Origin of the sequence: Rhodococcus sp. PAMC28707, assembly GCF_004795915.1 — a bacterium.
Lineage (GTDB): Bacteria > Actinomycetota > Actinomycetes > Mycobacteriales > Mycobacteriaceae > Rhodococcoides.
On sequence record NZ_CP039253.1, the window covers coordinates 1144918 to 1171328 of the forward strand.

Below are 26411 nucleotides of genomic sequence, written 5' to 3' on the forward strand. Positions count from 1 at the left end.
CGGGCAACGACCCTTAGCAAGCCTGCTCAGACGTGAGCGCTACGCGTTGGAGAATTCCTCGGACGGCACGAAGCTCGAGAGACTGCGCGCTGCGAACTCGCGGAAGTATCCGAGCTTGTTCGGTGGAACGAGTGACGGAAGCACGGTGTTCCATACCTTCTCCATGCGGGACGGTGCACTCACCAGTGCGGACTGAGCCTCGGACACCATCAGAACACCGGCGAGCATTTCGCATACGAGGAGCGAAGCGTTTCCGGAGTCGAGGTGATCGGCGACGTCACCGTGTTCGATCGCCCGATCGAAGAGATGCTCGAAGATGTTCCCCCAGGTGCAAAAAACACTGCCCCTTGAAGTTTCGGATCCATCGATCTCCATCTGCAACCGATACATCACCCGGACCAGAGGATCGGAAGCCGCCAGCTCGAGCACGGAGTACGAAATTCCGATGACCGACTCCAGGGCAGGCGATCGACTGTCGACCAATCCTGCGCACGCAGTCGATACGCGCTCGTGACCCTCGTCGACAATTGCGCGGGCGAGCTCTTCCTTCGACGCGAAGTGGAAGTACAAGGCGCCCTTCGTGACGCCCGATTGCGCAGACACCTGACTCAGTGTCGCATTCGCGTGCCCGACGTCGAGAAAAAGATCCGCTGCTGCACGAAGCGCGGCCGCGCGTGTAGCTTCCGCTCTCAGTTGCCTAACCATGATCGTTCACCCCTGCCCAGTTGCCTACCATGACACCTACGCTATTCAGCGTGGACATCCGAGTCACAAGGAATCCGTAGTCTCGAACTCACTGAACCCGTATCTCGCAAGGTAATACTTACCACAAGTAAGTCCACAATGTGATTTACAGTGACCTAAAGCGGGGAACACCTCACGAAATTAGATTACGATCGAGATAAAGAGTTCCACTTCACCGGATTGTGTAACGACTTCGATATCTTCTTTGTATGCCCGAAATAGCATTCCGGATTCCGTTGCCTCATCGACCTGCACCCAGACATCGTCGATAGGATCGCGAAGATTACCGGTCGGTACGAACTTTGCGAATACTCCGCTCGGAACTTGCAAGAACACGTCCCCCACGGGCACCTCGCTCGGTGACAAATACGGTAAACCGATCAGCGCGTTGTAGTCACCGAACTCATCGGAAACGAAGACCGTACTGACTGCAACAGGATCGGCCGATCTGTCTCGAATGCGTTCTCTTAGAAAGCGAATCAATTCACTACCACTGGATTCGAACCCTGGAGCGGCAAGTGGGGCCACCAACCCGCCGAACAACTCCGCACCCCGCGCGGTCACGCTGTGCGTCATGCTGAAGTCCGCGAAGAATCGAGCGGCAAGTACAGATCGATTTTGTAAGCGTGCGGGTAGCACTCGTAGTCGCCGGTGTACAACCGTTTGATCTCACCCTGGTCTTCCGCGTGGTCGATCTGCTTCCACAACCGCGTCATGACGTCCGGAAAATGACCCACTGCGGAGAATTTCGCATACTTGGCACGCGGCACTCTGGCTACGAGATGCCCCCGAGTCACTTGACTCAAAGAAGAACATCGATAACCGACTATTTGCGTATTATACGATCCGATACCGGACGCGAAGTCTGTATAGATAGACGCGAGCGGACCAGAGATTTCCTGTTTCAGGACAGAAGACCATGCTTGATTCAAAGCCGGATCATCAAGCCTTCCCAGCGCCCGCTTCGGGCTACGCACCGGAAGACCGGCGACCCACGTCTCCTCGAGGTCGACAATCTCGAAAGTCATTCACTCTCCACAAGCTCTCGGTGCGCACGTTCGAGACTGCTAGGCCGGGCTGACGTTTCCCGGCAGACGTCGAACACAGACTCTGATCTCAACTTTTAAGCAAGACTACCGGTCGGAGACCTTTTTCTTCACATGACGCTCACGGGTCGATTCAAGTATTGCCCGGAAATCATCCACTCAAATGAAACAGCGACCTTCTCCGGTTACCCGAAGAATGGTCGCTGCCGTGTTTCGTACTGCCCTACATCTGGTGGAGCTGAGGGGAATCGAACCCCTGACCTTCTCGATGCGAACGAGACGCGCTACCAACTGCGCCACAACCCCTGGTGCAGCGTTTCTCACTGCTGCTCAACCCTATCAAAGGGATCGGAAACCGCGGAACGTCAGGCCCCCGATGCCCGTCGGACGCCATGGCTCTCGCGCGCCGACTGCTGAAATGGCTCGTCGTAGTGATCGAGATGCTCGAACTCCGGGTCCTCGTCGTCGATTTCCAGTACCACGGCGCCGGGACGACGCAGTCGCTGTGGAACCAGCCGGAGCTCTTCGTCGGTGCGTGATTCCACACCGAGGCGTGAGCGACCCGCTCGGGTCATCCGACGCCGTCGGATCTCCTGCTCGATCTGGACCTGCCGACGCAGGTAGTAGAGGTATCCAACGAGGGCCGCGACCGAAAGGGTGCATGCCCACCACAACATCGGCATCATGATGACTGCGAGAGCGCCAGTAGCGATTGCCGCGAACACCAACCCAAGTACCGCGCGCTGCCGGAAAGAGTATCGAGCGGCGCTTGCAATCGCATCGGCTTCGGCGTCGAAGCCGCCGCGTCCGCGACGGCTCGGAACGTAGGCACGTTCGACGTCGCCTGTGTCGATTTCTTCGGTTTCTGCGTGAGTGTCCATCGGGTCCTCCGCGTCGGTGCTTGGTGCGTTACGTCCGAAGACGACACCGGCGGGTGCCGATGTGCGCTCGTCGTACTCGGGTCGCCAGTCGGGGTCGCTTGCGTGTCCGGCGGCAGGTCCACGTTGGGGCCTCGAGGATCCACCGCGGTACAGAACGCGGGTCGCGAGGGCGACATCGGATGTTTGCATGATGCGTGGGCGCTTACTCATCATCATCGGCAGCAGGACGAACAACCAGATTGCGACGAGACCGATCCAGATGATCGAGTTGGGCATATCGGCGTTCTCCTCTCATGCCTGTTGGGTCCGACATCTGTGACGTCTTCAGGCTATGCGGAAGTTGCTGCCGAACCTCGCCGACGCGCCGACACCAGATTACACACAGGCAACTCCAGTCACATCCGTCACGAGTGGACACGTCCGAGTTCTAAGCCCAAGCCGCCCGTCCAGTGCGCACCAACCGGTCTGCGACGGTCCCCTGAACCTCGTTGGAAGTCAGCGCCACCAGTAGGTGATCGCGCCAACGCCCATCGACGTCGAGGTAGTCCCGCAGGAGTCCTTCCTCACGGAACCCGACGTTACGTAGTACAGCCTGGCTCGGAAGGTTCTCCGGTCGCACTGTCGCTTCGACACGGTGAAGTCCGAGCGGACCGAAACAATGGTCGAGACCGATGGCCAACGCTGCCGTGGCAACACCGCGACCATTGACGTCCTTGGCCACCCAATACCCGATCCAGGCAGATTTAAGCGCACCGCGAATGATGTTGCCGACAGTCATTTGTCCACAGAATTCACCGTCGACCTCGATGGCCATCGGCAGCATGTGGCCCTTACGTGCTTCGGACTTGAGCCCGGAGCACAAGGCGGGCCATGACGAGATGTGGTGTCGCGCGGCCCACGAGCCCTCGCCGGTCGGTTCCCACGGCTCCAGGTGATCGCGATCGCGGAGTCGGAGCCGACTCCAGGCACCCGCGTCCCGAAGCTTCACAGGACGGAGAGTGACATTGCCCCCGGCAACAGTCAGAGGTCCCAATTTTGCCGGCCAACCTGGGTGGCTCGACCACGTGCGCGGCATCTGTCGACATTAGCGCCTTCGGCGAGGACACTGCACCATCTCCGCGGAGTCGCTACCCCCGCTGGGCGAGGAAAGCTACGTCGACTTCTTCACCTGTTCTGATTTCGGTGACATTCGGCTCGATAACCACGAGACAGTTGGCCTCGGCGAGAGTGGCAAGCAGATGCGAGGAGGATCCGGGCGCACCACCGAGCGCCTGGACGAGGTACTCACCGGAGCCTTCGTCACGCATGAGTTGACCGCGCAGGAACCCTTTGCGGTCCTCGATCGAGGTGATCGGTGCGACCGTTCGCGCAGTGACGGTGCGACGCATCGGCTGGCGACGTCCGAGCGCGATGCGGATCAACGGCCGAACCATGATTTCGAACACCACGAGTGCACTGACCGGGTTGGCAGGAAGGAGAAAGGTCGGTACTTCGTCGCGGCCCAGCTGCCCGAAACCCTGCACCGAACCTGGATGCATCGCGACACGTTCGACTTCGAGATCGCCGAGGTCCGACAGAGCCTCCCGGACACTGTCCGAGGCGCCGCCACCGACTGCACCGGCAATGACGACGATCTCGGAGCGAATGAGCTGGCCTTCGACAACTTCACGCAACCGTTTGGGGTCACCGCTGACGATTCCGACGCGGTTGACGTCTGCGCCGGCATCACGTGCCGCGGCCGCGAGCGCATAGGAGTTGACGTCGTAGACCTGGCCGGGTCCCGGGGTGCGATCGGTGTCGACGAGTTCTCCGCCGACGGAAATGACCGACAGGCGCGGGCGCGGATGGACCAGCACCTTGTCACGCCCGACTGCAGCGAGTAGACCGACCTGGGCTGCGCCGATGATGGTGCCTGCCCGCACGGCAACGTCACCCGGTTGTACGTCGTCACCGATCTTGCGGACGTATTCGCCCGAGCGCACCGGTCGATATACCTGCACGCGTGCCCGTCCCGCGTCGGTCCGGTCCAGCGGGAGTACCGCGTCGGCGAGCGTCGGGAGCGGTGCCCCGGTGTCCACCCGAACAGCCTGCCGCGGTTGCAACCGAATGGGTTGCCGTGAGCCGGCGGTGACCTCGCCGACCACAGGCAGCGTCAATTCGATCCGCTCGTCGTCCTCGTTGCGCAAGTCGGTTCCGGCGGATGCGACATCGACACTGCGCACGGCGTAGCCGTCGATGGCTGCTTGGTCGAAACCTGGCAGTGGACGCTCGGTGACCACTTCCTCGGCGCACAACAAACCCTGCGCTTCCGAAATCGCTACTCGGACAGGCCGTGGAGCGACCGCCGCAGCGGTCACTCTGGTCTGCTGATCTTCAACCGAGCGCATCTGGCCCCTTCTCTATCTCTGTACTACGGGCCTATTCATACGTGGTGAGTTGCGGCGCCCAATCGTCACTCAGTCGTTCGGTCAGCCATTCACGCAACGACGGACCGTAATCATCGCGTTCGAGTGCAAAGTCAACCGCAGCGCGTAGGTATCCCCCGGGATTTCCGAGGTCGTGTCGGGAACCGCGATGTACGACGACGTGAACCGGATGGCCCTCATCGATCAACAATGCGATGGCGTCGGTGAGCTGAATCTCGCCACCAGCGCCAGGCTTGATGCGTCGCAAGGCGTCGAAAATCGCTCGATCGAGTAGATAGCGGCCTGCCGCAGCGAACAGTGACGGCGCGTCTTCACGCTTGGGCTTCTCGACCATGCCGGTGACCTTGAGGACATTCGGGTTCACCGCATCGGGGACGGTTTCGACGGAGAAGACTCCGTAGGAGGAGACGTCTTCTTCGGGTACTTCGAAGGCACACAGCACGGTGCCGCCACGCTTGGCCCGCACCCGGGACATCACGTCGAGCACGCCGCGGGGAAGAACGAGGTCGTCGGGCAGCAGGACTGCCACGGCGTCTTCGTCGTCGTCGAGTACTTCTTCGGCACATGCGACGGCATGCCCGAGCCCGAGCGGCTCGGACTGCACGACAGATTGGACATCGAGTAGCGAGGGTGCCACGCGGACCTTCGCGAGCATCTTCAACTTGCCGCTCTTCTCGAGCTTCGTCTCGAGAACGAGATCCTCGACGAAGTGCGCGACGACACCGTCCTTGCCTGGCGAGGTGACGATCACGAGACGCTCGGCGCCGGAATCGGCCGCTTCACCTGCAACGAGTTCGATTCCTGGTGTATCGACGACCGGAAGCAGTTCCTTGGGGACGGTCTTGGTGGCAGGCAAGAAGCGTGTCCCCATGCCGGCGGCCGGAACGATCGCTGTCCGGAAGTGCCCTTGATGCCCGACACGCGTTGTCGGAGCGCCTGCTGCGGCTTCTGTCATGCTGCCCACCTTATCCATGGTCACCGCGGATCTCGCTCCGCGCCTGCCGACTGTTCCCGAGGTGCCTAAGCTCGACCCATGCTGCTAGAGACGATGCTGCTGGTAATACTGTGAAACCGATCTCGAAGAAAGAGTGGCGCCTACGCGTCCTAGCCTCTCGTCGGGCCTCGAGTGCGCTCACACGTGAAGACGAGTCGCTGAAACTCTGTCATGCCGCAGCAGATTCGGTGCGTGGCGCGTCCGTTGTTGCCGCATATATCCCGGTGGGAAGCGAACCTGGGTCGCTCGACATGCTCGACGCGCTTCGCCTTCGATCCCCGATCGTCCTGGTCCCTGTGGCCAGGGAGCCAGGGCCGTTGCAGTGGGCAGAGTTCACAGGGCGTGAGAACCTGAAGGCTGCTTCCTACGGCCTGTCCGAACCGACCGGACCGCTACTGCCTCCCGCGCGAGTCGCTACGTGCGATGTGGTGTTCGTGCCCGCGTTGGCCGTCGATCGGCGCGGGGTCAGGTTGGGTCGGGGTGCCGGCTTCTATGATCGAACACTCGATCTGGTGCCTCCGGGGATCCCCGTCGTCGCTGTCGTTCGCGACTCGGAGCTGGTGGACGAGCTACCCGAGGAACCGCATGATCGACGCGCTTCGCACGCCCTGACGCCTTCCGGGGGTCTCATTGCCTTGAATCGGGAATAGCTGCCTGAATGGCAGCGTTGGCAGTCATGACTGTAGAGTGCTAATGCTCTCTCCTTCTCGGAGAAGTTCCAGCAGTTTTTTCGGCACACCAGCGGTCTCGACTAGCAATGGCGAAATCTCCATGGTGACCAGTCGAGCAGTTGACCAGTGGACCAGCGCGGAGGAACATCGATGCCCACCTATTCATACGCCTGCACCGAGTGCGAGAACCGGTTCGACATTGTGCAGTCGTTCAGCGAGGACTCACTGACCGTGTGCCCTCAGTGCAGCGGCAAGTTGCGGAAGCTGTTCAACTCGGTCGGAATCGTTTTCAAGGGAACCGGGTTCTACCGGACCGACAGTCGTAGCGGAGCGAGCACCGCCAGCGAAAGCGCGGGCGGATCGAAGAGCGACAAGAGCGATTCGGCACCGGCGAAGACGGATACGAAGGCCAAGGAATCCAGCTCGAGCAGCGCGTCTTCGACGCCGAGCACCTCCTCTTCGACACCGTCGAAAGCAGCAGCAACCTCGTAGTTTTCTTAGTTGTCCACAGGCCTCGGCGTTATCCACAGCCGAGGCCTGTTTCTCTGTTGATGCACACTTTCCGTCGTTACGGTGACTTTCATGCCACAGCGACGTTCCCGTCTCGACTCCACGATGTTGGATCGACTCCTTGTTCGGCCTGGCTGGACTCGTACTGTCCTTGTCCGCCGCGTGGCCGCCGGGGCCCTTGCCTTCCTGGCGGCTGTGCTGTTCGTCAGGGATGCCGCCGCGACAGATCGAGTACAGATTGTCGTTGCGGCCCGCGACCTGGCTCCGGGGCGGCCACTCGGGCTCGAGGACATCCGAGTTACCGGTTACGAGCCTGGAACTGTCCCTGAGGGCGCGATCACTGATGTCGACGACGCCACGGCCCACACCGTGGCAGGCCCGATCCGTGCCGGTGAGCCTCTCACCGATGTTCGACTCCTCACTCCGCGGTTGGCTGGGGCAGCTCTCGGTTCCGCCGACGCCCGAATCGTGCCCGTCCGGCTGACCGACGCCGCGGTCACAGATCTCTTACGGGAGGGCGACATCGTCGATGTGCTGACTGTCCATGCCGACGGGGACGGCGGTGAACAGAGCGCGCGTATATTGACGACGGATTCCGTCGTCGTTCTGATTTCGGAGAAGGACGCGCGTCAGCGCAGCAGTGACCGAGTGGTGCTTGTGGCGATGTCACCTGAGGATGCGACGGCTGTGGCCGCCGCGTCCTTGGTCAGCTCACTGACCGTGACGTTTCACTGACGGTGAGCCCGTGCATGCCTTCCGACGGCGGATCCTTCATATCCGACGCCGCTGTGTCGTCGACGTCTGCCGAGCGGGCATCGAGGTGACCGGCGTAGGTCGCGAAAGTGGTGAATACCAGTGCGCCGATCCGATCGGTGAAGACGATTTTGACGCCGAAGGTGTCCGAGTTGCTCTCACGGCCGTGGCTCTCGAGGAAGACATCGCTGTGCAGACTGTCCTCCGAGCGCAAAGGTCGATGCTCGATGGTGCGCTGCTCGGTCAGGCTCAGGACGTAGGAATCGAATTCCGCGAAGACTTCCCGGAGCACACGTGAAGCCGCGGACGTCGCAAGGTTTCGTTGCGCGTCTGCACGGTACGCAGTGTCCTCGACGTCACCTGCTTTGGAAAACATCCAGAGCAGGTCAGATTGGTCTGCGCGCGTGGCGGCCGGATCGTAGAACTCGGACAACCGGTGCCGCTTGCCCAGTACGCCTTCGATCCAGTCGCTCGAAGGCGCACAAGCAGCGACTCTGTGACGACTCATAGCGGCATCGTATCCCGCCACGAGTTTGCGCATCGACTCCTGAGACAGATCACAGAAACTCGTGAGATCTTGATCCCTCGCATCAACCGATGCTGAAGGGCTGTCCCCAGAGAGTGACGGTCGAGGTAACTGCATCGTTCTCGATGGTGACATCCACGTACGAGCGGGCCTCTGCGAAGCCTGCGCAACCGGACACGCTCAAGGTTTCGTCGGCGAAAGTGAATCCGCCTCCGTTGCCTTCGAACGGGAAGTCGTTGTCCGTTTCGGTCGCAACGGTGATGCCATCGATCTTCGCATTTGTCTCGTCGGCGACCAGCTTGACGTCGTTGAGCTGTCCCGGCGCGAGCTCCAGGTTGAGGCCCGCGCCGATCTCGTAGGTGTTCGGCTGCGTCCGGTCGATCTTCAGCGAACTCAAGTTACCCGGTTCGAGCGAAATGGTATTGCCCTGACCGAACGTGGCGCCTACCCCGCCGCCGATGCCTGCTGCAAAATCGACTTGGCATCCGACGAGGAAGCCTGGTTCGATCTTGCCGCCACCGGGGTTGGAGGTCTCGACGGTGTAGTTGCCCGTCACCCATACGTTGCGCTGTGTCGGCGTTGCGCCCATGGACGGAGAGATGAGCCCACTCTGGCCGAAGCCCTTGACGGTCACCACTGTTCCGTCGATGAGAGTCTTGCTGATCTCGTTGTCAGGCAACGGTACGAAAGTATCCGCGCTCGCTGCACCTGCCGACCAGAATCCGATTGCGAGGGCTCCGACTGCCCCGAGTGCTGCGATGCGCGCAGCAACAGTTCTGCTGTTCTTCACTGTGTCTGTTCCCCTCTAGGTCCTGCGAAGTTTCGAAAGTCTCAGCCGAGGCTGAACGGCTGGCCGTACAGAGTTCCCTTGTATCGGTAGTTTCCGGTGAGCTCGAGTGTCGTGTAGGACCGCGCCTGGGCGAATCCTCCGCAGTTCTGGACCGAGATCGCGACGTCCTGGTACTGGATTGCCGTAGTCGGTCCCAACACATCCTTGGATGCTATTTCGATCGCGGCGACTTCGCGGTCCTGCAACGGAATGTCGAAGTCGGCGCCGCCACCGATCTTGTTCTCGGTATTGCCTTCTCCGCCGATCAAGAACGGGATGGGAAACAGAGTGATGATGTTGGTGTTGCCACCCTCGATTCCGGCATCGAAATTCAACCCGAATTCGAGGTCGGTCATATCGAGCTGGCAGCCAACCAGGTAACCGGTCTTCAATGTTCCGGTCGAGCCTTCGGGGACCTCGGACAGGGCCGTGCCGGTGGCCCACGCGTTTCGGTTCAGTCCGTTGAAAGCAATTTGAGGCGCAACCTTTGCGGACTCGTCGAAGTGCGCAATCTTGTAGGGGCCGACTACCTTCTCGCCGTTGGCCAATGGGACGAAAGTTTCTGCGTTGGCGGCACCGGTGGACAGCAGTCCGATAGCGACGGATGCCACGGCACCGAGCGCGGCCAGCCTGCCGAACCTGCGCAGCGCGGAAAAGCGAGACTCGTTCATGGTTCCCCTCATGCAGCGTCAACTTGAAAAGACTTCGAGATCCGACCGCCCTCACATGAAGCGAGGCGTTTCCTCGGGAAGGGTACTGGACATTCGGCATGCCGTCATGAACAAACGGAATCAAATTTTACAAGACCGTTATAGAGACGACAATCGAAGGACCAGCCAAGTTATGCCCTGAACGTCCCTCATTCCGTTACCCTTTTTCCAATAGTGCTATGCCGTCCATCGGCTCGACTGGACTCGAGGAGAAATATGCTCAAGGGATTCAAGGACTTCCTGCTCCGCGGAAATGTCGTCGATCTGGCCGTCGCGGTGGTCGTCGGAGCTGCGTTCACCGCCATCGTCACCGCGTTCACGACCAACATCGTCAACCCGCTCATCGCGGCCCTCGGCGGTTCCAACGAATACGGGTGGGGATTCAAAATCACCTCGAGCCCTGAGACATTCGTCAATGTAGGCGCCGTGATCACGGCGGTCATCAACTTCATCATCCTCGCTGCAGTGGTGTATTTCGTACTCGTCCTGCCGGTGACCACCGCCAAGAAGCGGTTCGTCAGCGAGCCCGACAAGGAACTCAGCGACGTAGACGTCCTCGTTCAGATTCGAGACATGCTGGCCGGTGGAACCGACGTCGGCCGCAGGCTTTCGACACCCGCGGATGACACCGGTGGCAGCGGCGAGGCAATAGCCGATGCCGATGATTCGGGCGGCGGGTTGCACAGCAAATAGGCGTACCCCCAAGCCCAGAAGGCCCGTTTCTGCTGATCCCCTCAGCAGAAACGGGCCTTCGGCCTACCTGAACCATCCGAGAGGTTGTACCGCCATCCCTCGGATAGTGAGATTTCGAAACTCCTTTGGTACAAGACCTCACAGTCGCGTGAGCTACCGCCCGAATCCCACCAACCCGCAACCCACGAAGCCGATTACACACATGCTCTTCTCGAGCATGTGCACTCCTAGACCCGACGATGATGAACGGGAAACTAAACGGAGTAAGTGCAATGCGAATCACATAGAAGCGTGACAATTCCCCGGTTCACTCCAGGATCAGAACTTTTGTAATGGAAACTCAGCCAAAGTGACCGTCGTACCGTCGTTGCCGCACGATGCTGCCACCGCCTCCGAGTTGTCGACGAATGCCTGACCCGAGGCGCTGTCGGCCTCGGTGAGTTCGAGCGAATCCTTCGGCAGCGCCGAGACAAGCGCTTCGATGTTCGTCTTCACCTCCCCCTCGGCCTGATCGGCGAGGGGGGAGATCTTGGCGAGCGCCGCGTCTTTGTCCGCGGTCCACTGGACGGGGTCCCCGCCGACGCCGGGGCCGGTTGTGGCGAGTGTCGTCAGTTCGTCGTGCGCAGATTTGAACTGTGCGCAGACATCGGCGTTCGCGCCCGAGGCCGAGCTGTCCGCCGATTCGCCACTGCCGCAACCGACTAGAGCAACCATGCCGGCAAAAGCTACGACGGGAATGAAAGTGAAGCGCATTAATTATCAGCCGTTTCTCGTGCACCGGAGCCCGCCGGGTTCGGTGCACGCATTCAGAGGAAGTTGGGGACGAACAAATCGGGCCCGTCCGGAATAACTCCGGACGGGCCCGATCGGGTTCAGCGCATCAGCGCTGGGGTGTGAAGCTTTCGATCAACCGATCGAGATCAGTTGAAGGTCCACGGGACACCGTAGGTGACAGCAACGTCACCGGTGGAGCTGGTGACCGAGACATACGGGCGAACGCGAACGTTGCCGAGGATGCCGGTCGCGGTGCCGTGAGCGTTGGCGATCTGAATGGTGCCCGAAGCGCCTTCGGCGTCACCCTCGGTGCCCTGGACACTGCCCGAAGCAGCGGTAGCGTCGACGATGCCAGGTCCGGGAGCGATATCAGCCGAGAAGCCGACCCGGGGGACGATGTCGCCGACGGTCACTGAAGGACCGGACTGGGAGATAGTGGCACCGAGTGACGGCGTCTTGTAATCGAACGTGATCTTGCCGCCGAGGCTGGCAGGGTAGCCGACCTGGTAGCCGATGGCCACGGTGCCGTCGAAGTCTGCGGCGTCAGGTCCGGTAACGGTCCAGCCGGCGGTGCCGTTGGCGAACCACTCACGGGTGAGCGGGTTGCCGTCGAGCGGCGACACGCTGTTGATGAAGGTGTCGGACAGCGACACGGTGATGGTGTTTCCGTTGGCGTCGACGACCGTGTTGGTGCTGTCGACTGCTGCGGAAGCGGTACCGGTACCGAGTACCAGGCCGATAACCGAAGCGCCTGCTGCAACTGCAACGCTCATGGACTTGAACCCACGGCTACGCCGCGACTTCTGGATCTCCGTCATTTTTTCCTCATCATGTTCAGTCCCAGCACAGTCGCACGGGAAGCTTGTGGCTTTCACCCTCGGTTCACGACGGCAGCATTGCCGAGAATCCCCGAGCAGAACTTCGATCCTCGGATCGCGTTCTTTGTCAGTTCCGACCCAAGAGCGTCGAACGTGTAAGTCCACGTCCTTGAAGTTGGAAGCTGAGGGGAACATTAGAGGAGTTGCCGGATCGTGACAATCCCTACGAATTCACGTCGGAGGTGTCCCATTCGTGATGTGTTTCGGGCAGGTGAACGAGTTTGACAACATACTGACGAGTAACGCGGATCACATTGCTGACGCCCGTGGCCGACCCGTCACAAACCTCACCGAAGACCGCACATGGTTTGAAGTGGGCAGACACTCAAGTAACAAGGCTCACACCGATGCCGAACGCCCCGAATGCGGGGTTTGGAATCATCGTGATCGGAAGCGCGACACCCATTTCGGGCTGACAAACAGTGCTAAAAACACGTAAACAACGAATGAACACTTGTTCGATGCGACGCGAAAAACGTGTCTTAGATCACATCAAAAGTGGTGTGGCGGACGCTCCCGATCGAACCACTCGTCCGATCTCGTGTCCTCTGAGCCCGTCCGTTCATCACTTGTCGTCTCGGGGAGGACGTCCCCGAAGATACGAGCGAGCCGAGCCCGTTCGATTCGGGCTCGGCTCTCGTCGTCGTGCATGTCGTTTTTGTGCTCGGCCATAGATGGAGGCCGCCTACTCAGGCGTCCAGGACGGAAAGGTCGGCGATGACCTGTTTCGCCAACGGGGTCAACGTCGCCATGCCGTCACGGATCGCGGCCCTCGAGGACGCGAGATTGACCACCAACGTGCTGCCGGAAACTCCGACGAGCCCACGGGACAGACCGGCGTCGAGAGTGCCCGCCGCTATCCCGGACGATCTAAGAGCCTCGCTGATGCCCGGAATCTCTCTGTCCAAAACCTCGGCAGTGACATCCGGCGTCACATCTCGCGGCGAAACTCCGGTCCCGCCGATCGATACGACAAGATCGACGCCACCGATGACAGCGGTATTGAGCGCATTGCGCACATCGACCTCATCCGACGTCACGGCAACCACGCCGTCGACCAAGAATCCTGCTTCGGTGAGCAACTCTGTGACCAATGGGCCGGTCGAGTCCTGTTCGCTGCTGTTTGCGGTCCGATCGTCCACGATCACGACCAACGCCCGTCCAGCCAGAGGTGCCTCTATTTCCATAGTGCTTACCGTAGTAGTAGCGCGCTGTTCGGTCTCACGCTGTGCGTAAATCGTTGCAACTGTCGCCAAGAGATCGGTATCGGACAACATCAGCGGCCACCGGGGAATCCGGGGATCTGCAGCGGTGACTGCGACTCCGATTCCGGCGGCGCCTGGACGGCGGCGGTCTGCGGCTCGGCGGTTCCGAGGGTTACGTCGACGGTCTTGTCCTTCCCGCCTTCGCTGTACGTGATCTTCACCGAATCACCGGGGGCGTGCGAGCGCACGGCCGCGATGAGGGCGTCACCACTGGAAATCACTCGATCGTCGACCTTGGTGATGACAGCTCCCTTGGGTATGCCCGCCGCGGCAGCCGGCCCGCCCGCGGTCACTTCCACTACCGTCGCACCGTTCGCGTCGTCCTTCGAGGGAACCTGCACGCCGATCATGGCCTGCGTCGCCTTACCGGTCTTGCTCAGCTCGTCGGCGATGCGCTTGGCCTGATCGACCGGGATCGCGAAGCCGAGTCCGATCGATCCGCTCTGTGCACCAGAGGACTGACTTCCGCCGAGCGAGGCGATGGCGGTGTTGATGCCGATCAGCTGACCGTCGGTATTGACCAGTGCGCCACCCGAGTTACCGGGGTTGATGGCGGCATCGGTCTGGATGGCATCGATCACCGAGTTCTGGTTACCGGACTCACCACTGGTCGACACCGGGCGGTTCAGCGCGGACACGATGCCTGTCGTCACAGTTCCGGCGAGCCCAAGCGGTGAACCGATTGCCACAACCTGCTGCCCTACTTGGAGATTCGACGAAGAGCCGAGTTCGATGGGCGTCAGGCCTGTCTTGCCTTCTGCCTTGATGACAGCCATGTCCGACACCGCATCCGCGCCCACGATCTTGGCGTCTGCAATCGACCCGTCCGAGAAAGCAACGCTCAGTTTGCCGTTGGCTCCCGCACCGGTCGCGACGTGATTGTTGGTGAGGATGAGTCCGTCCGAAGACAAGATGACGCCGGAGCCCTCCCCCTCTGCTTGGCTGCCCTTGACCTGAATCTGCACGACGCTCGGGAGAACCTTGGTCGCCACGGCCTGGACCGAGCCGTCGGGGAAGTTGGCGGCAGGCTGCGCCGCAGTGGCACTGGAGTTGAGCGAATTGGACACGGTGCCAGTGCCGTTGGCGTTGTTGGTAGCCATTGCCCCTACCGCGCCACCGATTCCGCCGCCGACCAGAACCAGCGCGATAGCTCCGGCGACGAGAGTGGTTCGGCCGGGCCGGGCCTTGAGCGCTGCAGGCGCCTGGGTTGCCGCCTCATGATGCTGCGGTGCAGCGTGTTGGTTGTAGCCGTACCCCTGCTGGGGGTACGGATTCTGACCGTATGACGGGCTCCCGTACTGCCCGGCGGCCTGCTGTTGGCCATATGGAGGTTGCTGCGGAGGAAACTGCTGGGTGGAGTGCTGATCCGAGGGGCTCTGCGCAGTGGGATGCTCAGCCGCTGGACGCTCGGGGTTCTGCCCTGAGTCTGTGCGATCGTCGGTCATCAGTGAGTACTTCTTTCAGTAGAAACCTCGGTAGAGGTCGCCCGCGTTGTTATCGGTAACAATGCCGGTTACTTCTGAGAGCGTGCTGAGATGTACCTATTGATTTCCCGAGACTCTCTGAATCCAATCCGGAACGAGAAAGTCAGATATCCGAAGCCGTAGGCACGATGTGCGGATCCACCTCACCCGGCAACACGATTCGAATCAGCGCACCCCCACGTTCGGACACCTCCACACCGATGGTGCCGCCGTGTTTGACCACAACTTGCCGAACTATCGCAAGCCCCAGCCCGGACCCTGGCATCGACCTCGACGCAGTCGATCTGTAGAAGCGATCGAACACGAGCTCGCGATCCTCCTCGGGAATCCCCGGCCCGCCGTCGTCGACGGTGAGTTCCATGAGCCCCTCACCGATCTTGCGCATCACCACGCGAACCTCACCGCCTGCAGGACTCCACTTGGCAGCGTTGTCGAGAACATTGAGCACCGCTCGCGACAACCCGGCCTGATCCCCGTAGACGAACCACGGCTCGAGGGTCGCGACGAAGGCGATTTCGTTGCGACGCCGTCGTACACGCTCGAGACTGCGGGCGACGGCATCGGCAAGATCCACGCGCTCGAATACCGTCTCAGGTGTGTCTTCACGGGCAAGGTCGACGAGATCTCCAACGAGTGTGGACAATTCTTGAATCTGCGCGACGACGTCGGTGCGCAACTCGGCCATGTCCTCGTCCGGAATCGACGGGGCGCCGGGGCGGCCCGCGGCGATCAGCAATTCCATGTTGGTGCGAAGCGAGGTCAACGGGGTACGGAGTTCGTGACCGGCATCGGCGACGAGTCGACTCTGACGGCCTCTCGATTCCGCCAAGGCGCGGAGCATCGTGTTGAAACTCTCGGTGAGACGAGCCAATTCGTCGTCGCCGGTGACCGGAATCGGCGTCAGATCATCGGTACGGGCGACGCGTTCGGCGGCTGCGGTCAACCGCGCAATCGGGCGTAAACCGGTGCGGCCCACAGCCATTCCAGCGCCCGCCGCAAGTGCGACACCGCCACCACCCACGAACAGCAGAACCCACGCGAGTCGATCCAGTACCTCACCGGTGGGTGAAAGCCGTTGCGCAATGACAATTGTGCTGCCGTCCTGCGTGCGCTGGCTGAGCACCCGTTGCCCGTCGACCGTCCGCAACGAAAGATCACTCTTACCCTCGGCGACAGCAACTTCTGCGGCTCCGATCGGCACCATGGAACCCGGCGGCACATATTTGGTGAGATCGGGATAGATCAGCGCAACCGAGACGTCGGTGCTGTAAAGCGTTGCACCGGCAACGTAGCGGGGGTCGAACGTCACCAGATTGCTGTTGATCAACGCATCTGCCCGGCTACGAAGCTGGTTGTCGACGTCACCGTACAACGCTCGCGACACGACGGCGTAAGCCGCAATCGCCATCACCGCCACAGCGATAGCGACCACCGACGCGGCCAACAACGTCACCCGCCAACGCAACGACACCGTCCGCGTCAACGGCATCGGAGGACGCATCGCCGACGGGTCCGACACCGCCCGCGCGGGCGGCCGACGCCCGAAGGGAGCAACCATTACGGAGGCGTCTCGCGGAGCACGTAACCGACTCCTCGGACCGTATGAATCAGCCGAGACTCCCCCTCTGCTTCGGTCTTGCGTCGCAGATAGCCGACGTACACCTCGAGAGCGTTCCCCGACGTCGGGAAGTCGTATCCCCACACCTCTTCGAGGATTCGACTGCGCGTCAGCACTCGACGCGGGTTCATGATCAACATTTCCATGAGCGAGAACTCGGTACGCGTGAGGCTGATCGACCGCTCCCCTCGCGTCACCTCTCGGGTGACCGGATCCAGCGACAGGTCAGCGAACTCCATTGCCTCCGATTCGCCGTCGGCTTCCATCGCAGTGCGTCGAAGCAGCGCACGCAGTCGAGCCAACAATTCCTCGAGCGCGAACGGCTTGGGCAGATAGTCGTCGGCCCCGGCGTCCAGACCGGCCACGCGCTCGGACACCGAGTCACGGGCAGTGAGCACCAGAATCGGTAAGTCGTCGCCGACACTGCGCAGACGTCGGCAGACTTCGAGACCGTCGAGACGAGGCATCATCACGTCCAGTACCAGCGCATCAGGGCGTTCCGCGGCAATCTTCTCGAGTGCGTCCAGACCGTCGACAGCAATGTCGACGGTGTAACCGTTGAAGGTGAGGGATCTCCTGAGCGAGTCACGGACCGCTCGATCGTCGTCGACAACCAGAATGCGCATTCGTCTAGTTTGTCCTGAAGGACTGAGATATGTCTGAGAAGGGTCCCATTGTGTTCTAGTCCTCGGCAGGCAAGCGTCGGGCGATCGGCAGATTCCACCGTCGCCACAAAGCGAGGACGCGCAGCCCTGTCGCCGTGATCGTGCCGATGACCAGGCCGATATTCTCGGTCCATCCGATCGCTTCCGTCACCGCAACCGCCGCCGAACCCAGCAGTGCCGGCACCGCATACAGATCGCGCCGAAGCAGCAGCGGAACCTCGTTGACCAGGACGTCCCGAATGACGCCTCCCGCCACCGCGGTCGTCACACCGATGAGACACGCTGCGAGTGAACTGCCCCCGCTCTCCAACGCGATCGTCGCACCCGTCGCCGCGAACAAGCCCATGCCGAACGCGTCGAAGAGAAGAACGCCTTTCCAGACACGATCGATGACCGGATGCGCAACGAACACCACCAGCGACGTGGCGAGCGCGACTGTGAGATTCGGCCATTGATCGAGCGACGTCGGCGGGTGGATCCCGAGCAGGAGATCGCGGATGATGCCGCCACCGACTCCCGTCGTGATTCCGACGACGCACACACCGAAGAGATCGAGGCGTTTACGAACACCGATCAGAGCGCCCGACGCCGCGAACGCCGCGATTCCCACATAACCCAACACATCCACGAGCACCCGGTAAGCGTCCCATGGCCGCATTCACCACTGCTGTGGCACGCTGAGTTCATTCGAGGAGCGCCACAGGAAAGGTTGGGTTCACGTTGCCGATCGTCGACAACGCCGTGTACGTCGACGGCAAGAGGACAGCCAACCCGGCCAGTCTCGACATCACCTACGAGGTGATGCGGCAACGCAAAGGGATGGCCTGGATCGGCATGTACCGCCCGGGGGTCGACGAAATCGACTCCGTCGCTGACGAATTCAGCCTCCACCGCCTGGCCGTCGAGGATGCCATCGCCGCACACCAGCGTCCGAAACTCGAACGTTACGACGACCAACTGTTCGTCGTACTTCGACCTGCTCGGTACATCGACGAAACCGAGAAGGTCGAATTCGGCGAACTTCACATCTTCCTGGGTCCGGACTTCGTCATCACCATCAGGCACGCCGAATCACCGGACCTCAAAGTGGTGCGCGAACGACTAGAGAAAACACCCGCACTGCTCCGCCAAGGTACCGAGGCTGTGCTCTACGCCATCCTCGACCAAGTCGTCGACGAGTACGAGCCCGTGGTCGAGGGACTCCAGCTCGACATCGACCAAATCGAGGACCAACTGTTCTCGAGAGACGAATCGGTGTCCCGACGCATCTACACCCTCTCCCGTGAGGTCACCGAGTTCCAACGCGCAACCGGGCCACTGGTGACGATGATCGAGCACCTCGCCAAAGGTTCGGACAAGTACCACGTCGACATCGAACTCCAACGCAACCTGCGCGATGTGCTCGACCACTGCGTTCGGATCGCAGAACGCGTCGAAACATTCCGGTCGAACCTGCAGAACGCACTCTCGGTCAATTCGACGATGGTCGCCCAGCAGCAGAACGATGAAATTCGCGCCATGACGCAAGTCAGCCTGGAACAAAACGAGCAAGTGAAGAAGATCTCGTCATGGGGCGCCATTCTGTTCGCGCCATCACTGATCGCCGCGATCTACGGAATGAACTTCGAGGTCATGCCGGAACTGAGCGTGCAGATCGGATACCCGCTTGCACTACTGGCGATGGTCCTCTGCTCGAGCGCACTGTATGTCACCTTCAAGCGACAGAAGTGGCTGTAGCTCTCTTTCAGAAGCTGAGGCCCCAGGGCCCCTCCACCTTTCCGACAGGACAGCCGGTAGAACCACAATTGTTCAGTGCCCCTTGGAATTCGCCGCCTGGTCCAACTGGATGTCGAGGCCGGCAATCTCCGCGAATGCTTCGAGCTGCTCCAGGTAATGGGCAAGCGATTCGTGCCGAACCGTCAGGTTGATCCGGGTCGCCCCTGCCTTCTCTGCGGTGGCGATGACCTCATTTACCAGGCCAGGCTCCTCGGTCGGGTCCAGGCGTTCGCCCGGGGAGAAGACGACATCGAAACCCTCCGGCAGGTCGTGCCGGTCGAGCATCTGCCGCATCAGTTCCGGAGTCGGTCCACGGAAGGCTTGCGGAGCCGGGGCCCAACCGTCGGCAAGGGTCACCGCGCGGCGCAAGGCGCGCTCGCTGTGTCCACCGATCCACATCGGTACCCGAGACTGAGCGGCGTGTGGGTCGACCACCATATCCTGGAACGAGTAGTACGGACCGTCGTACGACACCTGTCTGCCGGACAACGCTGCCCGCAGTGCCCGGAGGGCATCGTCGGCTCGCGGCCCGCGGTCCTCGAAGGGGACTCCGAGCATGTCGAATTCCTCTTTCAGATTCCCCACTCCGAACGCGAGGATCAATCGCCCATCGCTGAGATGGTCGAGTGTCCCGTACCGCTTGGCGATCTCCAACGGGTGGTAGAAGGGCAAAACCAACACGTACGGCATGAACCGGAGTCGGCGCGTCTGCCCCGCCAGGAACGAGAAGGTCGCCAGGGGGTCGTAGAAGCGTTCGCCGCGCGGGAGCCCAGGCGGTACGGCCACATGGTCACCACACGTCATGTACTCGTACCCGAGTCGATCGGCGGCCTGAGCGACCTGGACGAGCTCGGCAGTACCGGCGGCGGCCTCCCATGCGGGACGATGGCCTGCCAACGCCACGATCGGCGAGCTGATTCCTACCTTCATGCCTCGGCCTCCGTTGCGTGTAGCGTTCGCTGAAGCCGAATCAACGGATCGTCCCCGTCCCTGCTTCCAGAGGGTCCCGCACCCTCTTGGGGCATCAGCCGGCCGGCATCCGATCGGGTCCATTCCCGCACAGCCCACCGCTCGGCGATAGCCCACCGGCCGTCTCTCCAAGTGAAGTGGTCGATGAATCGCACCCCGCTGGTGAAATTCACCCGGGAATCGTCGGCAGGTTCGCCCCAGTGAACCGACGTCCCGTACGTCTCGCTGATCGCACTATCGCCGAGCAGTTCAACCAGATGATTGCCGAGGATATGCATCGTCCCACCGCGCCGAGCCCTCAACTTGGGTTCGACCCAGGCGATGTAATCCTCACGCGTGCCCTCGAAACCGGTGTGGTGGTCGATGGCGTCCACGTGGTAGGCAGACCGGACGAGATCGAAATCCAGCCGGTCGATCCCGCGGCAGTACCGCAACACGACATCGTGGATCTGTTGGCGATCGGACCACTCGCTACGTTGAACATTCATACCGACCGACGGTAGCGAAGGCGGCACCGTTCACCACCGTGAATCCCGCTGTGTGGTTTCGCGCGGCGGGGCCAGCCGATCGATCCAGCACCCTCGGCCGTTCCAAGGAAGATTATGATCTCACTCGTTTGATGGACCGAACATCGATCATATCGATGCATATTTCGCGTCGCGCAAGATGCCATTTATTGTCGATTTTACGGTAGCTGTCGCTATAGTGCAGATGCCACATCAAATCGGTGTTTTCCGACCCCTTCCGCATGACATGATGCGCAACGCATTTAATTTTTCCGTATGCATATTCCGGGCTGTCGCCCAATTCGAATACCGTTCCGACCAGTTCATGGAATGTCAACTCGAAGTCGATCAACCGAGATAATTCGCTTTTGATACTTTCCCTACCGAAAAGTCTCTTCACCGGCGCCATGCTGCTCGGCGGCTCGGGAACGATCAGCTCGCCGTCCTCTGCGAACAGGCTGGCTACGTCGGAGAAAGATCGGCTGTCCACAAGTGAAGCGTATCGATTGACCAGGTCGGACAAAGCGATGTAATCGACAATTTCTATAGTAATTTCGATCAGTCCTATTCTTCAAAGGTAAAGATCCGCATGTCTACTTCCGCAGTCAGCCTCGAGCTTTGGTGGCCGCGACTAGTTCGCTGATCACCCGTTTGACATCGCCCTGGGTGTAGCCCAGGGTCGCAGTCTCGACGGCATCAGTCTCGTAGGAGATTGTGTTGCCGCGGCCCTGCACAATGAACGCATCCGGCAGAAGGGGGTGTTCCTCATCCCGCTCCTCGAGCTGGATCTCACTGCCCGCGGCGTCGAAGATCGTCTGAAAGTACTCGCGGAACGTCAGATTTACGTCGCCGATGAGATATGCCTTCGATTCACCGTGCTGAAGTGCGCCCCGAACGGCTTCCGCGAGGGACCGTGCGGACATGTAGTTGGTTCCGCCGGCAGGGGCGAAGTTGGGGATGTCCGGCAAATTTCCCGCGCTCCAGGCCAGAACTTTACCCAAACCCGACATGGTGCCCCCCGGATTGGCTCCGAGTATCGACGGTGGGTTGAGCGTCGACACGGTAAAATCCGCGTCTGCCAGCGCTCGTGAGCCCTCGTCAGCAAGACACCTGGCCGCAACATATTCATTGGACTCGACCAGCTTCGGAAGGACCTGGTGGTAATAGCTGCCGATCTGAACCAGGCGGCGGACGCCAGCCTTCTTGGCGAGCGCGACAAACCGGGGCACGCCGCCACTCTGCGTCTTCTCCCAGAAGTCGGCAGTGTCGATGCCCCGGGGGATGTGTCTGATGTCGTTGCCGGCCGCGAAAACCACAGCCTCGAAGGGTGCGAGATCCTGAAGCGAGAAGGTGCCGGCACTGTAGTCACCGAGCATCACTGGGAACTCCGATGCGAGAGAACCCGGCTTCGGTGCGGTACGCGCGGCTACCGTGATGTCGTTTCCCTGCTCACGCAGAACTGCGGCGATATGAGTACCGATCATGCCGGTGCCGCCGACTACCAACGTCTTCATTTCTCTCCCTACTTTTTCCAACCCTGACGATCGGGACTGTTGTGCGATGCCACCAACCATCCTTGCCCTGGAGGACCCTTCACTCGCGAAACCAATCACGCCTGGGCGTCGAACATCGGCTGACTCCCGTTCAGCGAGACAGCGACTCGGCCCGCACGAGAATTCGCGGTGCTCGCAATGCGAAAGGGCCTATCATCGCGATGATGCTCCTGACTATTTGCGCCATACCATCGAATGTGGTACAAAATTTACGCGACTCATTCCCACTTCTTCACGGTACATTTCGGATGTGCAGGGAAGAGATCAATTAACGATTTCTACCCAATATCTTGCTGAGCCACATCAATCAGTACCTGCGACGAACTGAGCGCAAAAGAAAAGGTCCTAAAGATAAAATATCGGGTTCGATACTCACCGAGTAGAGTAAAGAATTCTTCGGCTCGCATTTGCGCCAGCGTCCGTCGAGTAAGAATCATATTTTTTAGATACCTATTATCCGCACCGTCCTTGTTATGTTCGCTCACGTATCGGAAGGTTGAGAATCATGGCTAAGACGCTTGCTGGCTCTGGAGCTTTGATTACGGGCGGTGCTGGAGGTTTCGGGGCCGGGATCGCGTTACGCCTAGCTCGAGATGGGGCGGCTGTAACTCTGATGGGGCGGACAGAATTGACACTGAAAAGCGTTGCTGAGTCAGTGTCGTCTGCCGTGAAAGATGCTCCGCCCGTGAACTGGGTCGTGGGTGACTCTGCCGATGAGCAGGACGTGGCCAGAGCGGTGGCGGTTGCGGACCAGACCCCGTTACGTATTTGCGTGTGCACTGTCGGCGGTGGCACGGTGGCACCCGTAATGAGTCTGGAGAGCGAAGTCCTCAGCTCGGACTTCGAACGCAATGTTCTCACCTCGCTACTGGCGATTCGGCACAGCGCAGCCGCGATGGTGTCGCACGGCGGTGGCTCGATAATTTGCCTGTCCTCGACCGCTGGTGGCTACTCATTTCCCTTTATGGGGTCCTACTCCATCGCCAAAGCAGCACTCGAAGCGCTGGTGCGAGTGGCAGCTGACGAGTTGGGCGCGCTCGAAGTCCGAGTCAACGCGGTGAGACCAGGGCTCGTACCGACGAAGGCCGCGAAACCAGGCCTCATTGCCTCGGATGAAAAGCAGCGGGAAAAAGTGTTGCGGGAGAAGCCTCTTACGCGAATGGGTACCGTCGACGATATCGTCGAAGCTGTGCGCTACCTTGCCGGTCCGGAATCTGGCTGGGTCACCGGGGTCGTGCTTCCAGTTGAGGGCGGCAGTCACCTTCGTCGCGCCGCCGACCTTGAAATCCTTGCGAGGAGTATCTGCGGGGATGACAGCATCGACCGCGCACTTCGAGGGCAGTTGCCAGCAAGCTAGCCAGGACGCGGCACGAACGTTAGCAACGCGGCGCCGGCGGTAAGCAAGTTCTTGCTCAAAGCTCACTGGGCCCCGACAGCCTGGTCGACGTTCCTCGAAGCCATACGGCCGATCCGACGAAGATGCAGAAAGACGGAACCAAATCCCGCGACCCCGCGTCTAACCTATCGACGAGTCCAACGGATAGGGGTCCGATGCAGCGCCGATGGCCGGCAGTTCTGGCGGTAGCCACAATGTTGTGCGCCTGCGCCCAGCCTGTAGACGGCATAGCTATCGCAGGAGTCCCAGGGATCACCGAGCAATTCGAGCCCTGCAGTATCCCCGACTCCGCCATCGCGGCCACAGGGTTGGATCCGGAAGAAAAGCAAGTCGGGTGGGGCGAAGGAATCAATGTCCACGAGTGGACCCTCTGCACCTGGTCCGGACCTGCAGGTGACGCTTGGTACTACTTCAGTATCTTGTTTTCCTTGCAGTATTCGATAGATGATGCCCGTCGCAACCCGGACTATTTAGATATCGAAGACGTCGATATCGGTAGCCGAAAAGCTATTCAATTCCGATACAACGGAGTGGACCAGGGTGACGGGTGTGACGCAGCTATCGACACGGAGGAGGGCCTTGTACAGCTTTCCGTCTACGCCATGGGAGGTCTGACACCACATTCCCACCCGTGTCCAATACTCCTGAGCCACGCAGCCGATCTAGAGAGCTACCTCCCCGCACCAGTCTGACTGCAAAGGACCACAATGGCCATCGATTCACCACTTCAGCACTGGGGCGACCTCGCGACCGCCGCCGATGCCGGACAATTGTTTCTCGAACCAACTGCTGCCCGAGATTGCAATCATGCGTGCGAAGATTACCTGTCCGTACTGAGGGTTCAGAAACAGAAAGCGGCTCTCCTCGGCAATGTTCGAGGAATGGGCGAATTCCCCTCAGGCATTGCACTGGCCAAGAAATTTTCGTTGAAGGCCGTCGGTGGCCAAAACAACCTGGTCGACGTCCTCCAAAGCCACATCGACGTCGTGATGGCAATGCAAGCGGTCTTCCGGAAGTTCTTCGACGCGACTGCTGATGTCGATGACTCGAACGCTGCCGTGATCGGCCAGGACGGGCCCAGATAGCCGATCGAACACCAACCCCGACCCGAACCCGTTATGACACCTCGGTCAACCGGACGTTCCCGTTGTCGTCGATGCGCCAGCCGGGGTTGTGACAGATTTCCCAGATCAATCCGTTGGGGTCTGCGAAGTGTCCGTGGTATCCGCCGAAGTCCGCGCGGCGAGGTGACTTGATCAGCGTCGCACCGGCTTCCAAGGCTGCTGAGACAACTGCGTCGACCGCCTCGGGGTTGTCGACATTGTGCGAGAGCGTCAGGCCGCTCACCGAAGCAGGGCCGCCGCTGTGTCCCATGTCTTCGACGAACTTCTGGGCGTCGAACAGTCCTAGTACCAACCCGGGTGCGGTTTGGAAGAAGATGATGTCGCCCGGCACGTCCAGCAGAGGCGTCCACCCGAGCCCGTTGCAATAGAACGTGCGCGCAGCGTCGAGGTCGGGAGTTGCGAGGGTCAGGAAGTGAATTCGCTGGTCCATACCCTCAGTCTCACACCACCGAGCACCTAACGAAAGAGCCCTGCGACGAACGGGATCGAGTCTGCCTGTGATGCGAGCATCGCGCCGCTGTGGTCGGTGGGATACGTATGCAACGTTACCGGCTGACCGTTGGCGATCATCTGCGCAACCAACGAAAGTGCCGACGGCGCAGGCACATCCGTGTCGTAGAGACCTTGAGCGATGAACACCGGTCGGTCGTAGCCTGTGAACGGAACCCCCATGTAGTCGTTGATCAGTCCGTAGAAGTTCGGTATCTCGTTGAGCGGGCGAGAGAACAAGTCGCCGCTGACAATGCCGTCGAACTCTTCCTCTGCTTCGAGGACGCAGAGTGTCTGAGCTCGGTCGACGGTCTCGCGTCCGAGGGGCGTCAGGTAAGAGTCGATGTCGATCTCCGGATGAGCCGAACGCAACCCCGCAAGGATGTACAGCAGGTACGTCGTCAAGCCTTTACCGACGGCGATGGGAAGAAAGCCAGGGCCTGCGGGCAGAAGCGCAAGTTCGATGTTTGCCGGCACCCCGGTCCCGACGCCTCCCCGGTAATCGAGGTCGGGGCCGCCGAACTCGGAGGCGTAGCGCGCGGTGGTGATCGCTGCACCACCGCCCTGTGACTGCCCGACGACGACCCACTTGTTGGACAGTGACTTCTCGACAGTTCTCGAGGCCTTCACCGAATCGACGACGTTGTGCGCCTCGAGTTTGCCGTCGAGGTACGACATGATGCCGGGGGTTCCGAGTCCGACGTAATCCGTCGCGGCGACCGCGTATCCCTGCCCGAGCCAGGTTCCGAGGTACTGCCGATCGCGCGCTGGATCGGGCGGGCCGACGAGGGACGGTGTGCAATTGTCGTCGAGACCCGATGTGCCGTGGGCCCAGGCGATGACGGGCCAGCCGCCTTCTGGCGCATTCCCCTCGGGCACGAAGAATGCTCCGGTGCTCAGCGCGGGCGCTCCGTCGGATCCGACAGTCCAATAGGTGATTCGTTTGGCGTCGCCTGCGCCCGGCAACCACAGTTCCGAGGCAAGATCTTCTACCGCGACCACGGTGCCGGGCGAGTTGTTCACCTCCTCTGCACTGGCGTACGCGACCGACCCTGCGACGAGCAGGACGGCAACTGTTGTGACAGCGGCGAAACGGCGTACGGCAGCGAGCATGGCAGGAACTCTAGCGTC

General features: G+C 60.8%; 32 protein-coding genes and 1 tRNA gene. 8 read left to right on the top strand and 25 right to left on the bottom strand.

Features of this window, described 5'->3' with window-relative positions:
• Positions 1 to 39: 39 nt before the first annotated feature.
• The 8 genes from E5720_RS05090 to E5720_RS05125 all read right to left on the bottom strand — a co-directional run bounded on the left by E5720_RS05090 (position 40) and on the right by E5720_RS05125 (position 6052).
• A complete protein-coding gene (locus E5720_RS05090) occupies positions 40 to 705 on the bottom strand; it encodes a ScbR family autoregulator-binding transcription factor (RefSeq protein ID WP_136169738.1) in 666 nt (221 codons plus the stop codon).
• A gap of 180 nt (positions 706 to 885) precedes the next feature.
• Entirely contained in the window at positions 886 to 1320 is a 435-nt protein-coding gene (locus E5720_RS05095) for a GyrI-like domain-containing protein (protein ID WP_247596172.1), read from the bottom strand.
• On the bottom strand, positions 1317 to 1772 hold the full coding sequence (locus E5720_RS05100) for a GyrI-like domain-containing protein (protein WP_136169739.1): 456 nt from the start codon (positions 1770 to 1772) through the stop codon (positions 1317 to 1319). The genes E5720_RS05095 and E5720_RS05100 overlap by 4 nt, the downstream gene beginning before the upstream one ends.
• A gap of 248 nt (positions 1773 to 2020) precedes the next feature.
• Positions 2021 to 2096, bottom strand: a tRNA-Ala gene (locus E5720_RS05105).
• Between the two features lie 59 nt (positions 2097 to 2155).
• Positions 2156 to 2947 (bottom strand): gephyrin-like molybdotransferase receptor GlpR, encoded by a 792-nt coding sequence (glpR, locus tag E5720_RS05110; protein ID WP_136169740.1) that lies wholly within the window; start codon positions 2945 to 2947, stop codon positions 2156 to 2158.
• Positions 2948 to 3098: 151 nt separating this feature from the next.
• Positions 3099 to 3746 (bottom strand): GNAT family protein, encoded by a 648-nt coding sequence (locus E5720_RS05115; RefSeq protein WP_136169741.1) that lies wholly within the window; start codon positions 3744 to 3746, stop codon positions 3099 to 3101.
• A 52-nt stretch (positions 3747 to 3798) separates the two neighbouring features.
• Positions 3799 to 5058 (bottom strand): gephyrin-like molybdotransferase Glp, encoded by a 1260-nt coding sequence (glp, locus tag E5720_RS05120; protein WP_136169742.1) that lies wholly within the window; start codon positions 5056 to 5058, stop codon positions 3799 to 3801.
• Between the two features lie 31 nt (positions 5059 to 5089).
• The gene (locus E5720_RS05125) at positions 5090 to 6052 is read right to left on the bottom strand and encodes a UTP--glucose-1-phosphate uridylyltransferase (protein ID WP_136169743.1); all 963 of its coding nucleotides are present in this window, start codon (positions 6050 to 6052) and stop codon (positions 5090 to 5092) included.
• A gap of 110 nt (positions 6053 to 6162) precedes the next feature.
• On the opposite strand from E5720_RS05125, the gene E5720_RS05130 reads away from it, so the two are divergent.
• From E5720_RS05130 to E5720_RS05140, 3 genes are all read left to right on the top strand, one after another.
• The gene (locus E5720_RS05130; RefSeq protein ID WP_210729959.1) at positions 6163 to 6741 is read left to right on the top strand and encodes a 5-formyltetrahydrofolate cyclo-ligase; all 579 of its coding nucleotides are present in this window, start codon (positions 6163 to 6165) and stop codon (positions 6739 to 6741) included.
• Positions 6742 to 6912: 171 nt separating this feature from the next.
• A complete protein-coding gene (locus E5720_RS05135) occupies positions 6913 to 7254 on the top strand; it encodes an FmdB family zinc ribbon protein (RefSeq protein ID WP_136169744.1) in 342 nt (113 codons plus the stop codon).
• A gap of 90 nt (positions 7255 to 7344) precedes the next feature.
• A complete protein-coding gene (locus tag E5720_RS05140; protein WP_136169745.1) occupies positions 7345 to 8007 on the top strand; it encodes an SAF domain-containing protein in 663 nt (220 codons plus the stop codon).
• On the opposite strand, the gene E5720_RS05145 is transcribed toward E5720_RS05140, so the two are convergent.
• The 3 genes from E5720_RS05145 to E5720_RS05155 form a co-directional block, all read right to left on the bottom strand.
• Positions 7979 to 8533, bottom strand: coding sequence for a hypothetical protein (locus tag E5720_RS05145; protein WP_136169746.1), 555 nt, complete (start codon positions 8531 to 8533; stop codon positions 7979 to 7981). The genes E5720_RS05140 and E5720_RS05145 overlap by 29 nt on opposite strands.
• 82 nt (positions 8534 to 8615) lie before the next feature.
• Positions 8616 to 9341, bottom strand: a complete 726-nt coding sequence (locus tag E5720_RS05150) for an MspA family porin (RefSeq protein ID WP_136169747.1) — start codon at positions 9339 to 9341, stop codon at positions 8616 to 8618.
• A 41-nt stretch (positions 9342 to 9382) separates the two neighbouring features.
• Entirely contained in the window at positions 9383 to 10051 is a 669-nt protein-coding gene (locus E5720_RS05155; RefSeq protein WP_136169748.1) for an MspA family porin, read from the bottom strand.
• 255 nt (positions 10052 to 10306) lie between these two features.
• On the opposite strand from E5720_RS05155, the gene mscL reads away from it, so the two are divergent.
• Positions 10307 to 10783, top strand: coding sequence for a large conductance mechanosensitive channel protein MscL (gene mscL, locus E5720_RS05160; protein ID WP_136169749.1), 477 nt, complete (start codon positions 10307 to 10309; stop codon positions 10781 to 10783).
• Positions 10784 to 11101: 318 nt separating this feature from the next.
• Here mscL and E5720_RS05165 read toward each other — a convergent pair whose 3' ends face one another.
• The 8 genes from E5720_RS05165 to E5720_RS05200 all read right to left on the bottom strand — a co-directional run bounded on the left by E5720_RS05165 (position 11102) and on the right by E5720_RS05200 (position 18101).
• A complete protein-coding gene (locus E5720_RS05165; protein ID WP_247596173.1) occupies positions 11102 to 11497 on the bottom strand; it encodes a hypothetical protein in 396 nt (131 codons plus the stop codon).
• Positions 11498 to 11703: 206 nt separating this feature from the next.
• Positions 11704 to 12375 carry an MspA family porin gene (locus tag E5720_RS05170; protein ID WP_136169751.1) on the bottom strand — a complete coding sequence of 224 codons (672 nt, stop codon included), beginning with the start codon at positions 12373 to 12375 and terminating at the stop codon, positions 11704 to 11706.
• 552 nt (positions 12376 to 12927) lie between these two features.
• Positions 12928 to 13107 carry a hypothetical protein gene (locus tag E5720_RS21935; RefSeq protein WP_136169752.1) on the bottom strand — a complete coding sequence of 60 codons (180 nt, stop codon included), beginning with the start codon at positions 13105 to 13107 and terminating at the stop codon, positions 12928 to 12930.
• Between the two features lie 17 nt (positions 13108 to 13124).
• A complete protein-coding gene (locus E5720_RS05180; RefSeq protein WP_210729960.1) occupies positions 13125 to 13622 on the bottom strand; it encodes a molybdenum cofactor synthesis domain-containing protein in 498 nt (165 codons plus the stop codon).
• Between the two features lie 89 nt (positions 13623 to 13711).
• The gene (locus E5720_RS05185; RefSeq protein ID WP_136169753.1) at positions 13712 to 15145 is read right to left on the bottom strand and encodes a trypsin-like peptidase domain-containing protein; all 1434 of its coding nucleotides are present in this window, start codon (positions 15143 to 15145) and stop codon (positions 13712 to 13714) included.
• 142 nt (positions 15146 to 15287) lie between these two features.
• Positions 15288 to 16742, bottom strand: coding sequence for a HAMP domain-containing sensor histidine kinase (locus E5720_RS05190; protein WP_136169754.1), 1455 nt, complete (start codon positions 16740 to 16742; stop codon positions 15288 to 15290).
• A complete protein-coding gene (locus tag E5720_RS05195) occupies positions 16742 to 17428 on the bottom strand; it encodes a response regulator transcription factor (protein WP_136169755.1) in 687 nt (228 codons plus the stop codon). The genes E5720_RS05190 and E5720_RS05195 overlap by 1 nt, the downstream gene beginning before the upstream one ends.
• A gap of 55 nt (positions 17429 to 17483) precedes the next feature.
• Positions 17484 to 18101 (bottom strand): trimeric intracellular cation channel family protein, encoded by a 618-nt coding sequence (locus E5720_RS05200; RefSeq protein ID WP_136172458.1) that lies wholly within the window; start codon positions 18099 to 18101, stop codon positions 17484 to 17486.
• Between the two features lie 86 nt (positions 18102 to 18187).
• Between E5720_RS05200 and E5720_RS05205 the strand changes: the two genes are divergently transcribed.
• Positions 18188 to 19204, top strand: coding sequence for a magnesium and cobalt transport protein CorA (locus tag E5720_RS05205; protein ID WP_136169756.1), 1017 nt, complete (start codon positions 18188 to 18190; stop codon positions 19202 to 19204).
• Positions 19205 to 19276: 72 nt separating this feature from the next.
• Here the strand turns inward: E5720_RS05205 and E5720_RS05210 are convergent, their stop codons facing one another.
• The 4 genes from E5720_RS05210 to E5720_RS05225 form a co-directional block, all read right to left on the bottom strand.
• On the bottom strand, positions 19277 to 20173 hold the full coding sequence (locus tag E5720_RS05210; RefSeq protein ID WP_136169757.1) for an LLM class F420-dependent oxidoreductase: 897 nt from the start codon (positions 20171 to 20173) through the stop codon (positions 19277 to 19279).
• Entirely contained in the window at positions 20170 to 20700 is a 531-nt protein-coding gene (locus E5720_RS05215) for a nuclear transport factor 2 family protein (protein WP_136169758.1), read from the bottom strand. The genes E5720_RS05210 and E5720_RS05215 overlap by 4 nt, the downstream gene beginning before the upstream one ends.
• A 112-nt stretch (positions 20701 to 20812) precedes the next feature.
• Complete coding sequence (locus E5720_RS05220) at positions 20813 to 21208, bottom strand: nuclear transport factor 2 family protein (RefSeq protein WP_247596174.1); 396 nt, start codon at positions 21206 to 21208, stop codon at positions 20813 to 20815.
• A 115-nt stretch (positions 21209 to 21323) separates the two neighbouring features.
• Entirely contained in the window at positions 21324 to 22232 is a 909-nt protein-coding gene (locus E5720_RS05225; protein WP_136169760.1) for an NAD(P)-dependent oxidoreductase, read from the bottom strand.
• A gap of 544 nt (positions 22233 to 22776) precedes the next feature.
• Here E5720_RS05225 and E5720_RS05230 point away from each other — a divergent pair.
• The 3 genes from E5720_RS05230 (at position 22777) to E5720_RS05240 (ending at position 24752) form a co-directional block, all read left to right on the top strand.
• Positions 22777 to 23628: an SDR family oxidoreductase gene (locus tag E5720_RS05230; protein WP_136169761.1), complete on the top strand. Its 852-nt coding sequence runs from the start codon at positions 22777 to 22779 to the stop codon at positions 23626 to 23628.
• A 194-nt stretch (positions 23629 to 23822) separates the two neighbouring features.
• Positions 23823 to 24359: a DUF3558 domain-containing protein gene (locus E5720_RS05235; protein ID WP_168708285.1), complete on the top strand. Its 537-nt coding sequence runs from the start codon at positions 23823 to 23825 to the stop codon at positions 24357 to 24359.
• A 15-nt stretch (positions 24360 to 24374) separates the two neighbouring features.
• The gene (locus E5720_RS05240; protein ID WP_136169763.1) at positions 24375 to 24752 is read left to right on the top strand and encodes a hypothetical protein; all 378 of its coding nucleotides are present in this window, start codon (positions 24375 to 24377) and stop codon (positions 24750 to 24752) included.
• 31 nt (positions 24753 to 24783) lie between these two features.
• On the opposite strand, the gene E5720_RS05245 is transcribed toward E5720_RS05240, so the two are convergent.
• Positions 24784 to 25221, bottom strand: coding sequence for a VOC family protein (locus E5720_RS05245; protein WP_136169764.1), 438 nt, complete (start codon positions 25219 to 25221; stop codon positions 24784 to 24786).
• A 26-nt stretch (positions 25222 to 25247) separates the two neighbouring features.
• Positions 25248 to 26393, bottom strand: coding sequence for a lipase family protein (locus E5720_RS05250; protein ID WP_136169765.1), 1146 nt, complete (start codon positions 26391 to 26393; stop codon positions 25248 to 25250).
• Positions 26394 to 26411: the final 18 nt, after the last annotated feature.